The sequence below is a fragment of the Phyllobacterium myrsinacearum genome (assembly GCF_014138285.1).
GTDB lineage: Bacteria > Pseudomonadota > Alphaproteobacteria > Rhizobiales > Rhizobiaceae > Phyllobacterium > Phyllobacterium myrsinacearum_A.
Genome location: NZ_JACGXN010000002.1, coordinates 478,894 through 491,833 on the forward strand (window position 1 = coordinate 478,894; position 12,940 = coordinate 491,833).

Genomic DNA, 12,940 nt, shown 5'->3' on the forward strand with positions numbered 1-12,940 from the left:
GCGGGGCCGTTATGACCCCGCCTGCAAGCCAAGGCCTAGCGTTTTCCGAGGAGCGGCAGGGTTTGCAGTGACTTCGACAACCAGATCGCATTCCACGGCATGTATTCGGCAATCGTCAGCCCGACAATATCGGCTACGGCATCCACGACCCCGAGAATCTTTGCGACATCCTCGAACCGCATCCGGCCCTTCGCAACACCGGCAAAGGCATCCGGTCCCGCGGTGGGATCCTGGGAAAGCAGGAAATCGTAAAGCGTGGGATCGAGCACATCCAGATCAAAATGCACCGCTACTTTCTTCGCACCAGAAGCACGCAGCCACGCCAGCACTGGCTCCGCCGAGCCGGCCAGATCTTCCGGGCTGAGACGTGTCATGCCATGCGCCGGAATGAAATCCGTTTCGTAGGGTGTGGTTTCGGTCAGACCAACGTAAAGGACTTTGGCGCCTTTCACCGGTTTTGAAACGGCGGCGACAAAATCGGCGTCGCCGATCCCCATCAACATGCCAAGCACATGCGCATGGGCGTTCCGGAATTCCTTGGCCGTCATCACGTCCGGATGGGCGTCCACCCACAGAACAGCCAGATCATCACCGTATCGCTCGCTGAGATAGGCAATAGGCGCGAGACTGACGAGACAATCACCGCCCAGTGTCACGATGGCTTCAGGATTGTGCCGCGCGATTGCCGACCTGGCCGCCGCAAGGTTATCCAGAAGCGGCTGGCGGGACACAATGCCTTGCTCGACGTGACGCTGGTCGCTGGCGGTAGCGGCGACCGCGACCGTTTCCTCCGGCCCCAGAGCCTTCGGGGCAATCGCGGCAAGAACGCGCGCACCTATTCTGTAATCGGGATGATCTCCGCCCTGCCATTGCGGCAGATTCAGGCGCAGAACTTTCTTCGGATCAACTGGCATTGTCTCACTCTTTCCTGTCAGGACACTGGAGTTTGGATCATGTCCTCCCTCTCACAGGCAGGAAATAGATGATTGATATTGGAAACAAAATGGCTCATCCGTGACATATCTGTCCATCAGTATGGACAATAGCCCGCACGTGGAGAAACACGATGAATCAGCTGCTTGCGATGCGCGCCTTTGTGAGGGTTGTGGAATCCGGTTCTTTCCGGGGCGCTGCCAACCAGCTTCTGGTGCCCCGTTCGACAGTCAGCAAACTCGTAACCGACCTTGAAAAGCATCTCGGAATCCGGCTGATGCACAGAACCACGCGGCACATTTCCGTGACGCCGGAGGGCGAAGAATATTACCGCTATGCAGTGCGTCTCGTGGCGGAGGTGGACGAGGCTGACAGCGCCGTACGGGGCAAGAAGCTGACGCCGAGGGGACACCTGCGCATCGAATCCACCACCACGTTCGCGCAGAATATTCTGATACCTCATCTGCCGGATTTTCATGAAAAATATCCGCATATCTCCATCGCGCTGGGTACGAGCAACCGTACGGCGAACATCATCGGAGAAGGTGTCGACTGCGCCATCAGGGCCGGGGAAATCGGCGACCTCTCTCTGGTGGCAAGACACCTGTTCGACGCCGAGTTCGTGACATGCGCGTCACCATCCTACCTCGCGCGGATGGGAACGCCGGCGACACCGCAACAGCTCGATGGCGAACACAGCAAGGTCGGTTTTTTCTCCCATGCCGATGGCAAGGTGAAACCCATGATATTCCTGAAATCCGATCACAAACACCTCGTCAGCGATCTGCAGTTTTCGACCAATGAGGACAATGGTCAGATCGCCATGATACTGGCCGGTCTGGGTGTGGGACAAAACCTGAGACCCTTCATCCTGCCTTACCTGCGATCAGGGCAACTCGTCGAGATCCTGAGCGAATGGAGCCACCCGCCCCTGCCGTTCCACGTGGTTTATCCTCCCGGCAGGCATCAGAGTGCCAGATTGAAAGTCTTTGTTGAGTGGCTCCTGGAGCGCTTCAGAAAAACAGACTGATGCCTTGCAGCCCGTGCCTATTTGCACAGGTCTCCCTTGGAGACAACGTTACTGGGCGCGGCCATGCAGTAGAGCTTGGAAATATTCTCTGCTGAACGCCCGCTCTGCGGATTGGATTCCAGCTCATCGCCGCTCTCACTTTGCAAGAGCTCGCAATCACTGCGCAAAAGACAGATGACCGGGATGCGCGCCATCGCGGTCGCGGTCTTGAACATGCCGCGCTTGCCGTCCATCGGACCTGTATTGCGAACGCGATACCACTGGTGCACACGTGATATCCGGAAGAACGAGCGCGGGTTTGGCAAAATAGCGAGCCGGGACAGCAAATCGTTCTCGGCGAAAAGATCGACCACCTGCCCCTCATAGGGCTCGGTCAGGCGAAAATTATTCGAAACAAAAGTGGAGTTGAAGACAATAGCGGCCGTGCACGGAAACGCAGCAGCCATGTGGCGCGCAAGTCCACCACCCAGTTCATGACCCACCGCGATGTAGTCGATTGGCAACCCGTCCGAACTCTTCTGGGCTTCAGCCCTGACCTTGGCGAATTCCTTGCGCGCCGTCCGGTACTGATCCCACGGATTGATGATCTGCGTGAAATAGCTGAGTTTGCTGATAACCCCCGGAATGCTTGCCAGACCGTCACTGCCCCGAAATACGATCATGTACGACATGCGGTCGGAACTGCGGCGGCGATAAACTTCCGCGTAGAAGCCGCCTGCCTTGGCGATGGGCTCACCAAAGGGTTCCCAACCGAAATATTCCGTTTTCAGATCGAAATGATGCCGGGCACCCGGCTTGTAGACATTCGATGCGTAGGCGGCATAGACGCCGAAATAATCCGAGATGAGCTCATTATTGTAGCTCGGAAAGCCGCGATAGTTTCTCCAGAAGCTCGGTACCGTCGGACGGACGCAATTCTCCGCGTGGCTGGTGCCGATACCAAGTTCCGGCCGGTCGATGGTCACCCAGGCAGCGAGCGTCACATTGGCGAGCCCAATGACGCAAATCACAAGTACAACCCAGCCGATTTTCCTGATCATATTCTTTCCCGGATGGGTCAAATGGCCGTGTTGCCAACAGCTTTGCCGCCTATCATGGCAAACACGAAGATGTGACCTACCACGTCCCGCTACCCTCATACAGATATCACATTGAAAAATAGTGACAAAGGCAAGGCGACGAAGATCAACCATAATGTGCGCCGGTCATGATCTGTTAAGCATAATGACGCATGACTGAGCGTGTATGGAATGCCCTATCACGATTTGAATACGGACCGTCTTTCATGAAGCGACTTGCTGCTGGTTTACTGATCCTTCTTCTTACCGGCTGCACGACGGTCGACTACGATTTTTCCGATTCCAAGCGCCCCTCACCCGCGCAGCAGATCGCGGCTCCCTCGGGTAATGTGAATGCACCGCGTTTCGGCGATCGTAATCCGCATGACTGGACCGGAAAGACACCCTGGCGCTACCCGATCCATGGCACCGATGTTTCCAAATACCAGTCGACGATCGACTGGGCGACAGTCCGCAGCAGCCGCATATCCTTTGTTTTCATCAAGGCAACGGAAGGCGCGGACCGGGTCGATGACCGTCTCGCCGAAAACTGGCAGGCCGCACGTGCGGCCGGCATTCCGCGCGGCGCCTACCACTTCTATTATTTCTGCCGCACCGCCAAGGAACAGGCGCAATGGTTCATCCGGAACGTTCCTAACGATCCCGGTGCCTTGCCGCCGGTTCTCGATATGGAATGGAATGCAGCATCGCCGACCTGCAAGCTGCGTCCCAACGCTGCGGTTGTACGCAGCGAAATGCGCGTCTTCATGGATATGCTGGAGCGCCACTATGGCAAGCGGCCCGTTATCTACACCACCGTCGACTTCTTCGATGACAATGATCTCAGGCAATTGGCCGGATATCCATTCTGGTTGCGCTCCGTCGCCGGTCATCCCGATGAGAAATACGGTACACACCCGTGGACGTTCTGGCAGTACACCGGCACAGGCTCGATTCCGGGAATTCGCGGCGATGCGGATATCAACGTGTTCGCAGGCAACGAAGCCGCCTGGAAACAGTGGCTGGCACGCAACAAGGTGCGATAAAGTCACTTTCTGGATTTTCTCGCAATTCTGTGACTTCACGACGGGGTCATAATCGTGCATTAGCAGGGTTAATTTGCTCTAGCTCGCGCGCCTGCTGGCGCCCCCTGTTGTGAACGAGATTTCCCTGATGAATAAGCTATCGATTGCCCTTGCCGCCGCATTTCTTTCTGCGACAGGCGCCGCCCATGCGCTGGACCAGGTGGACCCGCAGCAACCCGCAGCAGTGAAGCCTGCCTGCGGCGGCGAACTGGAACCATGGTTCAATGGCCTCATCAACGAGGCAAAGGCAGCTGGCGTAACCGAGACGGGTCTCAACGAGCTTCTCAAGGCATCCATGGACGATAAGGTTCTGCAGCGTGACCGCGCACAGGGCGTATTCAGCCAGACCTTCCTGACTTTCTCGACCCGCATGGTCTCGGACTACCGCCTCAAGCAAGGCGCCGCCAACCTGAAGAAATACGCCGACACCTTTGCCAAGGCAGAGTCCGAATATGGCGTGCCCGGCCCGGTCATTGCCGCCTTCTGGGGTCTTGAAACGGATTTCGGTGCCGTCCAGGGTGATTTCGACACACTCAACTCGCTGCTGACTCTTTCCTTTGACTGCCGCCGTCCCGAGCTGTTCCGCCCGCAATTGATCGCGTTGCTGAAACTTTTCGACAAGGGCGTGGTCGATTCCAAGACAACGGGCGCATGGGCCGGCGAAATCGGCCAGATGCAGATGCTGCCGACCGATTATCTGGAACGCGGTGTCGATGGTGACGGTGACGGCAAGGTCGACCTCAAGAACAGCGCGCCGGATGCGATCATGACTGCCGCCCGCGTCCTGCACGACCTCGGCTGGCGCAAGGGGGAGCCCTGGCTTGAGGAAATCAAGCTGACACAGGAACTGCCATGGGAAAATGCCCTGCGCACCAACCGCCTGCCGCATTCCAAATGGTCCGAGTGGGGCGTAATGGGCATGAAGGGTCCGCTCGGTCCCGATGACGGCGATGCCTCACTGCTGCTGCCCATGGGCCGCAAGGGTCCGGCATTCCTGTCTTACGCCAATTTCGACGTGTTCGTCGAATGGAATAAATCCATCATCTACGCGACAACGGCAGCTTACTTCGCCACACGTCTGGCCGGTGCCGGCCCGCTGGAGCCGACGACACCGGAGACTGGCCTGACACCCGACCAGATGAAGGAATTGCAGAACAAGCTTGCAGCCCGCGGCCATGACATGGGCCCGAAGATTGACGGCGTGTTCGGTGTTCTAACCCGTGATGCGGTTCGCGAAGAGCAGATGCGCCTTGGCCTGCCTGCCGACTCCTGGCCGACGCCGGAGCTGCTGAATAAGCTATAAAAAGTGTTTTTAAGCCAGCCGCAGGAGCATCGACCAGAAATCGTCAATCTTAATCGATGTCCCTGTCTTTGGTAGGAGGTTTTGTGCCGATATGGTCCGCAAACTGATCACCGGAGAATCCATACGTATAGCTGGCATCGGTTTCGGGTAACATGCTCGCGTTCCAAGCCTTCCATTCGCCAAGAATTTCCTTGTACTTATCGCTGTCACGGGTTTTCAAATTTGCCCGCTCCAACGGATCATCAACCACATTGAAAAGAAAAGTATTATCAAGAATTTTCAAGTACTTGTCATCGCCGATCCGCGCCGCTCGCTGCTTGTTTCCCTTGTAGCGCCAGAACAGTTTGCGCTTCTTTACCGGGCTTGCGCCTGTCAGAACTGGTAGCAGCGATATGCCGTCCGGCGGAAAGGCCGGATCCGCCGTTGCTCCGGCCGCCTCCAGCAAGGTGGGGAACCAATCCATACTGATCGCTACCTGATCGGTTGTTACACCCGCTGCAATTTTCCCGGTCCAGCGAATGAGGGCAGGAATGCGCAGGCCGCCTTCAAGCAGCTCAGTTTTCTTACCGGAGAAAGGCCATGTATTGGAAAAACGCTCGCCGCCATTATCACTGGTGAAGATAACTATCGTATCGTCTGCAACTCCATTATCTTTCAGCGCCTGTAGAACACGACCGATCTGGTAATCCAAATGTTCTACAATCCGCCGGTATGTTTCCTGCGTACCAGCATCGAATGTCGACAAATTAAGCGACAATTTCTCGATACGTTCCGACTCTTTTTTTCCCTTCCTCTCCTGGCACTTCCCACGGCCAATGTGGCGCGCTGAAATGCAGGCTGATCAAAAACGGCTTATCGGCTTTGGCATTGCTGGTGATCGTTTCCACCGCTCTGTCGCCAAGCAGATCAGTAAGGTAGCCAACCTTGTCGATAGCAATATCATCATCCCAAAAATCCTTTTTCTTATTGGAATCATGGGAATAGTAATCGACCACACCTCCGCGAAACCCATAAAAATGCTCGTAACCACTTTGAAGAGGTCCAAATTTCGGCAGGCTTCCCATATGCCATTTACCGATCAACGTGGTTTGATAACCAGCCTTCCTTAACAAGGAAGGTAAGGTTGGATGCTCGGGCGGCAGTCCTACATCCGCACCCGCCAATGGTTCTTCCAACCCAAGCGGCAAACGGTATTGGTAACGCCCGGTGATAAGCGCCGTTCGCGTCGCGGAACAGACAGCGGAATTTGAATAGGCCTGAAGGAACCGGATTCCATTTTCACCAAGTGAATCGATATGGGGTGTCTTGATCGTAGGATGCCCATAACTGGATAAATCCGCATAACCGAGATCATCGGCGAGAATAAACAGAATATTGGGCTTCCTAATCGAATTTGCACCCGAATTCTGACTACCTGCCGCCGCCAAAACTGTGCCAATTGCGGCGCCCTGTAATAGGGTTCGCCTTGTAACAACCTTACGATACATTCTTTAAATACCCCATGAAAATACAAGGGTAAATATGAGCATTCAGCCTAAAAGCGTCGAGGCAATACCTCGTCTTGCGTACTTTGATTTTAGAAAATTATACTCATAATTGGCTCATCCAGATGGTGACATGGTCTCCAGTGAAGCAAAGCCCTCCGGCCGCTCGCCCTCATCGAACGGCGTTTCCACCTCGACGAAGGTATCGGGATAGAAACCGTTGAAGCGGGTGCGCAGTGACAGGGAATAGGCGCCGATATTGCCGATTTCAATCCAATCACCAGTTGCGACTGTTTCGGGCAGCCAGAACGGTCGTGACAATATATCGACGGAATCGCAGGTGGCACCGCAGACGCGAAACGGCACGATTTCCTTGACGTTGCCGCTGCGGTGCTTGATCGCGGGGTCCGGAATGAACCGCGCCGGAAGCGTGATTTTACCGGTCCAAGAGTCGGACAATGAAGCCCAGATCCCATCATTGATGTAAAGCCGCCTGCCCTTGCGCAGGAGCACGCGCACGATCAGAGAAAAGGCGCGCGCCACGATCACGCGGCCAGGTTCGGCCACCAATGGCAGATCGCCAAAACCCCATTCCTTGATGTCGCCGCGCAGGCGCGACATCAACTGCCCGAGTGAAGGCATCTCCACATGCTTGCGCTTTGGATCGTGGCCGTATTCCGCCGGGAAGCCGCCACCGACGTCCAGCCCCGCAAGCGGGACGCCCGCACGGTTACGCACCCAGTCGGCGGACCGCAGGGCACGCTCATAGGTATCAGGATCTTCGATCTGGCTGCCCACATGGAAACATATCCCGACCTTGTAGCCAATCTTGTGCAGGCGCTGCAGGAGTTCGACCGCATGGGCAGGCGTTGCACCGAATTTCTTGGAAAGCTCGTAAGCCGCATGGCCTTTGGTCTGCAGGCGCACATAGAGCGTGACGCTGCCCGGATCGATATCCAGCGCGCGGACGATGCGTGTGACCTTGGCGATCTCGTCTTCATGATCAACCGCGAGAATGCGAATGCCATAGGTTTCCAGCGCTAGCCGGATGTCCGACTGGGCCTTGATAGGATGCATGTAGAGCATATGCGCATTGGGAGCGACTTTCCGCACCGCTGCAAACTCACCCGGTGACGCCACATCGAATGTGTTGATGCCATTGCGCGCCAGCGTTTCCAGAACGAGATTTTCGCCATTGGTCTTCACCGCATAGGCGGTTTCACCGGGGAACATCGTCATGAACTGGTGCGCATCAGCGACCAGGACATCCGGCCGGAAGCAATAGACAGGTTGATCGGGCCGCAGGGTAAGCGCTGCATCACGGGCCGAGGCGAATCGTTGCATCTTGATGTTCTGCTCCATGCAGAAGTCTTAGCAAGAGCAGATGACGGACGAAAGTCGATTTCTTTTTGCAAGAAACGGGTAGCAATTTGTCGGCCCACGCCTAGAAATATGCGGGCAGACCAGAATCGGGGGGACTACCTGTGGCCGTAAACCAGACAAGACAGCCCAATCCGCTCGCTATGAACGGTTTCGTCTGGCTCCAGTTGCTGCTGCTTGGCGCCATATGGGGCGGGTCGTTTTTCTTCGCCAAAATCGCGGTGCACGTGATTCCTCCGCTTACCCTCGTGCTGTTCCGCGTCGCCATCGCAGCATTTGCTCTTCATCTCTACCTTCTCAGCCGCGGCGTCCGGTTCTGGGATTATCGCCAGCATGCGCTTGGCTTCGCCGGGCTGGGGCTTTTGAACAATGTGATCCCCTTCTCCTTGCTTTTTATCGGCCAGACGGCGCTGGGTGCCGGTCTGGAATCCATTCTCAACGCCACGACGCCAATCTGGACGGTAATCATCGCCACGTTCCTGACAGTTGATGAAAAGATCTCCGCCAACAAGATCGCCGGTATCCTGCTCGGCATCGTCGGCACCGTTGTCATGATCGGACCCGGCGTGCTCTCCGGGCTGGGCGGACCGCTCTGGGCGGAAATCGCCGTGCTTGCGGCTACGCTATCCTATGCCTTCGCCAGCATTCTCGCCAAGCGCTTCAAGGGAATCCCGCCTGCTGTGACCGCGACAGGCCAGATGACCGCCTCGACTCTCATCATGATCCCCGTGGTTCTTCTTTCCAGTGGCGTTCCGGATTTTGCCACACCGGATGGCAGCGTATGGGCCGCAGTCTTCAGCCTTGGGCTTCTGTCCACGGCCTTCGCCTATATCCTGTTCTTTTCGATAGTCCGCGCTGGCGGTGCAACCAATGCTTCGCTTGTTACGCTGGTCGTTCCGGTCAGTGCGATCCTGCTTGGAACAATTTTTCTCGGGGAGGAATTGGGTTTCAAGGATTTTGCCGGCATGGCACTCATCGCCCTTGGTCTGCTGACCATTGATGGCAGACTGCTCGCCGCTTTGCAAAACGGTAAAAAAGATAGAGTTTTCAACAAATCCTAGCAGATTCGACTTGATATTTCCGGGCTGGATTGCGGCGTAATTGCGTCATAAACCGGTTAAAAATCACACGCAACGGATTTTGGTGCAATGCAAAAATAAACCAAATTACCGGTTATTTCGTCGCGAATTCAAGGTTTTTTATTCACGTAAATGCGTTTCATTTCAGAAACTTACGGTTATAGAGCAAAAAATTTCTACTGATCTTGTCATCAGACGGTAATATTTCCGCTTTTTCTGTGGCAATTTTCCGCTATGCTGACGAGGTTAACTGCAGGAGACAAACTATGGGACTTACTCGTTCGATGAACGTCCTGATGATCTGTGCAGCGTTCGCATTTATCGGTGCAATGGTCGTAGGACTCATACCCTGATTGAGAATAAGAGCGCCGTGGAGATGGTCTCTGACCGTTAAAAGGTGAAATAAACAAGATGGCCCGGTTATAACAACCGGGCCATTTTCTGTTGAAGCAATCGTGCAGCCTGTCAGGCGGCACCGGCCAGTGCGGGTTCCAGCGTCCCGCTGGCTGGGCGGATGCCGATCAGGTGGCAGATCGCAAAGGCAAGGTCCGCACGGTTCATCGTGTAGAAATGGAAGTCCTGCACGCCGCGCTCGACCAGATCAAGAACCTGTTCGGCAGCCACGGCCGACGAGACCAGCGCATGAGTCTGCGGATCGTTTTCCAGCCCGTCAAACCGTTCGGTCAGCCATGCCGGAATATGCGTCCCAGCCTTCGAGCAGAAATTGGTCACCTGTGTGAAATTGTGGATCGGCAGGATGCCCGGCAGGATGGGAATATAGATGCCCGCACGGCGGACCTTTTCGACATAACGCTCATAGAGATCGTTCTCGAAGAAGAACTGCGTGATGGCCCGCGTCGCACCATTGTCGACCTTGCGCTTGAGCATGTCGATATCGGTGGCAAAGTCCGGGCTTTCCGGATGCTTTTCCGGATAGGCGGAAACAGAAATGTCGAAATCCGCAAAAGCCTTCAGCCCGGCAACCAGATCGGCGCCGTTTTCATAACCGCCCGGTGTCGGCTTATAGTGAGCACCGACGCCCCCAGCCGGATCGCCGCGCAGTGCGACGAAGCGCTTGACGCCCATCGCTGCGAATTCGCGCACGACAGTATCGACCTCTTCCTTTGTCGCATCGACACAGGTCAGGTGCGCCGCCGCGTTCACATCCGTTTCTGTCAGAATGCGCTTGATCGTACGGGCCGTGCGTTCGCGGGTCGAACCGCCGGCACCATAGGTGACCGACACGAATTCGGGATTGAGCGGCGCGAGTCGCGTCACGGTTTCCCAAAGGCGCTCTTCCATCACCTCCGTCTTGGGCGGAAAGAATTCAAAGGAAACCTTGATATTGGTTCCAAGGTCAGCACGGCGGGATTGGCGGAAAAAGCTCATCAGACACTCTCCGTTACGCGGGAGGTTAAAGCGGGATCAGCGATCAGCAAGCGCGGGTCGCGTGCCAGCCACAGTTTGACAGTCAGTTTGTCTTTGTCTTTTGGTTCAAGCTCGATGCTGTCTTCCAGCGCCAGCCCGGCCTCTGTCAGCCAGTCACGCATCTGGTTGTCGGTAAAGCCAAGCCGCAGGTGGGCATGACTGTCCCGCAGGAATTCAAGCTCGTGTGGCGCGAAGTCGACAATCAGCATACGTCCGCCGGCACGCAAGGCGCGTGCTGCTTCACGGATTGCCTCGGCAGGATTATCCAGGAAGTGCAGCACCTGATGAATGGTCACCAGATCGAAGGACTCGCGGTCAACCGGAAGAGAATAGACATCACCCTGACGAACCTGCGCATTGCCAATGCCCGACCGGTCCAGATTGGAGCGGGCAATCGTCAACATATCGCGATTGATATCAATACCGACGCCGCGCACATAAAGCGGTGCAAACAGTTCGAGAAGACGGCCAGTCCCGGTGCCGACATCAAGCATAGCCTGAAACGGCGTACGCCCGACGATCTTGGTCAGTGCGGCTTCCACAGCGCCATCTGGCACATGCAGCGAACGAATAGCGTCCCAGCTGGTGGCATTGGCACTGAAATAGGCGGCGGCCCGCTCGCGACGCTGCAGCTTTACCGAGCCGAGCCTTTCGATATCGCGCTCCAGCAAAGGATCCGACATATCAAGGCGATCCAGCAGTATCCGGGCGATATCGCCGACCACCAACGATTCAGCGAGACGGAAATAGGCCCAGGAACCTTCTTGATAGCGATTGATCAAATTGGCTTCGAACAGCAGCTTGAGATGACGGGACACGCGCGGCTGCGACTGTCCGAGGATGGAGGTGAGATCGGAAACCGTCAAATCCCCCCGGGACAACAGCGCCAGAATGCGCAGGCGGCTAGGCTCCGCCGCTGCTTTCAGCGTGTCGACCATCAGGTCAAGATTGAGATCACGTTTGTCCATCAGGTTATCCTCAAAAGATATAAAGATATGTTTATGTGAGAAATACAGATTTGGCAAGTTTTGTTTTTCCGTTGACGGCAAATTTTGTCGCGTCTGAAATAGGGCTGTATATCGATGAGCGAATCGGTGGGAAGAGAGTGCAATGAGTTCAGGAACCAGCCGCCAGCGGGCCATCGGCAAGGCATTGACGCTGCTTTTGCCAGCGGTGCCCTATTCTGATTCTGAACCCATACGCGCTGCGGCCACGGCACCGCACATGAAAACCCTGCCGCCGCCTATTGCCGTGTGGCTGGCCACAGTCGCGCATGTCCGCCATCAGCACACGGATTACGATGCCCTTCGCGACGAGGGTTATGACAAGGAATCAGCGCGGTTCTTTGTGCTGGAGGCCATCAACCGGAAGCTGACGGAATGGCGGGCAACGCGGCGGCTGGACCCTGATGAAGAAGATCCGAGCTAACGTCTGCATGCGCTTCCCATTGATCTTCATAGATGAGCTGTTCCAGCGGCAGACGCTCGCGCCAGCCGCGCTTTTGCAATTCCGGCTGCTCATGAAGCTGATCGATATAGCCGATGCAGAGATAGGCAATGATCTCGACATGATCGGGGATAGCCAGAATACGGCGCATATCCTGATCGTGGTAGATACTGACCCAGCCAACACCAATGCCTTCCGCCCTCGCCGCCAGCCACAGGTTCTGCACGGCACAGACAGTGCTGTAGACATCCATCTGCCGGTTATGGGTGCGTCCCAACACAACGTCTCCGCCGCGCGTCCGGTCGCAGGTGATACACAGATTGACCGGCGCTTTCACGATGCCCTCAAGCTTCAGCGATGCATAGAGTGCCTGTCGCTCATCTTTAAACATCGTCTTTGCTTCCGCATTGGCGCGGGTAAACGCCCGGTGCACCTCGGCTTTGCGCGCCTGATCGCGAATGAGAATGAAATTCCATGGCTGCATGAACCCCACCGACGGCGCGTGATGGGCGGCATCAAGCAGCCGCAACAGCACATCATCATCGACCGGGCGCGGCAGGAACTGGTCGCGCACGTCACGGCGGGTATAGATGGCTTTATAGACGGCTGCGCGCTCATCTTCGGAAAAATCGGCGGCGGCCACTGGACCATGGGCAGAATCGTGCATCGTTTGCTCCCAACAATGCGAGGGTCAGATTGATCTGACCCCAGACA

13 protein-coding genes are annotated in these 12,940 nt (G+C 56.1%); 5 read left to right on the forward strand and 8 right to left on the reverse strand.

The genetic code is table 11. From position 1 onward, the window contains the following. Positions 1-35: 35 nt before the first annotated feature. A complete protein-coding gene (locus FHW16_RS11895) occupies positions 36-914 on the reverse strand; it encodes an arginase family protein (protein WP_182549393.1) in 879 nt (292 codons plus the stop codon). Positions 915-1,066: 152 nt separating this feature from the next. Here FHW16_RS11895 and FHW16_RS11900 point away from each other — a divergent pair, with 152 nt between their 5' ends. Then, positions 1,067-1,963 carry a LysR family transcriptional regulator gene (locus FHW16_RS11900; RefSeq protein WP_182549394.1) on the forward strand — a complete coding sequence of 299 codons (897 nt, stop codon included), beginning with the start codon at positions 1,067-1,069 and terminating at the stop codon, positions 1,961-1,963. Positions 1,964-1,980: 17 nt separating this feature from the next. On the opposite strand, the gene FHW16_RS11905 is transcribed toward FHW16_RS11900, so the two are convergent. After that, the gene (locus FHW16_RS11905) at positions 1,981-3,003 is read right to left on the reverse strand and encodes a hypothetical protein (RefSeq protein ID WP_182549395.1); all 1,023 of its coding nucleotides are present in this window, start codon (positions 3,001-3,003) and stop codon (positions 1,981-1,983) included. A gap of 245 nt (positions 3,004-3,248) precedes the next feature. Here FHW16_RS11905 and FHW16_RS11910 point away from each other — a divergent pair, with 245 nt between their 5' ends. Further along, complete coding sequence (locus FHW16_RS11910) at positions 3,249-4,067, forward strand: glycoside hydrolase family 25 protein (protein ID WP_182549396.1); 819 nt, start codon at positions 3,249-3,251, stop codon at positions 4,065-4,067. 127 nt (positions 4,068-4,194) lie between these two features. Further along, entirely contained in the window at positions 4,195-5,409 is a 1,215-nt protein-coding gene (locus tag FHW16_RS11915) for a lytic murein transglycosylase (RefSeq protein ID WP_182549397.1), read from the forward strand. A 49-nt stretch (positions 5,410-5,458) separates the two neighbouring features. Here FHW16_RS11915 and FHW16_RS29080 read toward each other — a convergent pair whose 3' ends face one another. The 3 genes from FHW16_RS29080 to FHW16_RS11925 all read right to left on the reverse strand — a co-directional run bounded on the left by FHW16_RS29080 (position 5,459) and on the right by FHW16_RS11925 (position 8,237). Then, a complete protein-coding gene (locus FHW16_RS29080) occupies positions 5,459-6,100 on the reverse strand; it encodes a sulfatase family protein (RefSeq protein WP_281410110.1) in 642 nt (213 codons plus the stop codon). A gap of 55 nt (positions 6,101-6,155) precedes the next feature. Continuing rightward, positions 6,156-6,896 (reverse strand): sulfatase family protein, encoded by a 741-nt coding sequence (locus FHW16_RS29085; RefSeq protein ID WP_281410111.1) that lies wholly within the window; start codon positions 6,894-6,896, stop codon positions 6,156-6,158. Between the two features lie 114 nt (positions 6,897-7,010). Further along, a complete protein-coding gene (locus FHW16_RS11925; RefSeq protein ID WP_182549398.1) occupies positions 7,011-8,237 on the reverse strand; it encodes an alanine racemase in 1,227 nt (408 codons plus the stop codon). A 179-nt stretch (positions 8,238-8,416) separates the two neighbouring features. Here FHW16_RS11925 and FHW16_RS11930 point away from each other — a divergent pair, with 179 nt between their 5' ends. Further along, on the forward strand, positions 8,417-9,334 hold the full coding sequence (locus FHW16_RS11930; protein WP_182549514.1) for a DMT family transporter: 918 nt from the start codon (positions 8,417-8,419) through the stop codon (positions 9,332-9,334). Positions 9,335-9,817: 483 nt separating this feature from the next. On the opposite strand, the gene metF is transcribed toward FHW16_RS11930, so the two are convergent. Next, the gene (metF, locus tag FHW16_RS11935) at positions 9,818-10,741 is read right to left on the reverse strand and encodes a methylenetetrahydrofolate reductase [NAD(P)H] (protein WP_182549399.1); all 924 of its coding nucleotides are present in this window, start codon (positions 10,739-10,741) and stop codon (positions 9,818-9,820) included. Further along, entirely contained in the window at positions 10,741-11,748 is a 1,008-nt protein-coding gene (locus tag FHW16_RS11940; protein ID WP_182549400.1) for an ArsR/SmtB family transcription factor, read from the reverse strand. The genes metF and FHW16_RS11940 overlap by 1 nt, the downstream gene beginning before the upstream one ends. A 142-nt stretch (positions 11,749-11,890) precedes the next feature. Between FHW16_RS11940 and FHW16_RS11945 the strand changes: the two genes are divergently transcribed. Continuing rightward, positions 11,891-12,208 (forward strand): DUF2293 domain-containing protein, encoded by a 318-nt coding sequence (locus FHW16_RS11945; RefSeq protein WP_182549401.1) that lies wholly within the window; start codon positions 11,891-11,893, stop codon positions 12,206-12,208. Here the strand turns inward: FHW16_RS11945 and bluB are convergent. Beyond that, on the reverse strand, positions 12,141-12,893 hold the full coding sequence (bluB, locus tag FHW16_RS11950) for a 5,6-dimethylbenzimidazole synthase (protein WP_182549402.1): 753 nt from the start codon (positions 12,891-12,893) through the stop codon (positions 12,141-12,143). The two genes, FHW16_RS11945 and bluB, sit on opposite strands and share 68 nt — an antisense overlap. Positions 12,894-12,940 lie beyond the last annotated feature (47 nt).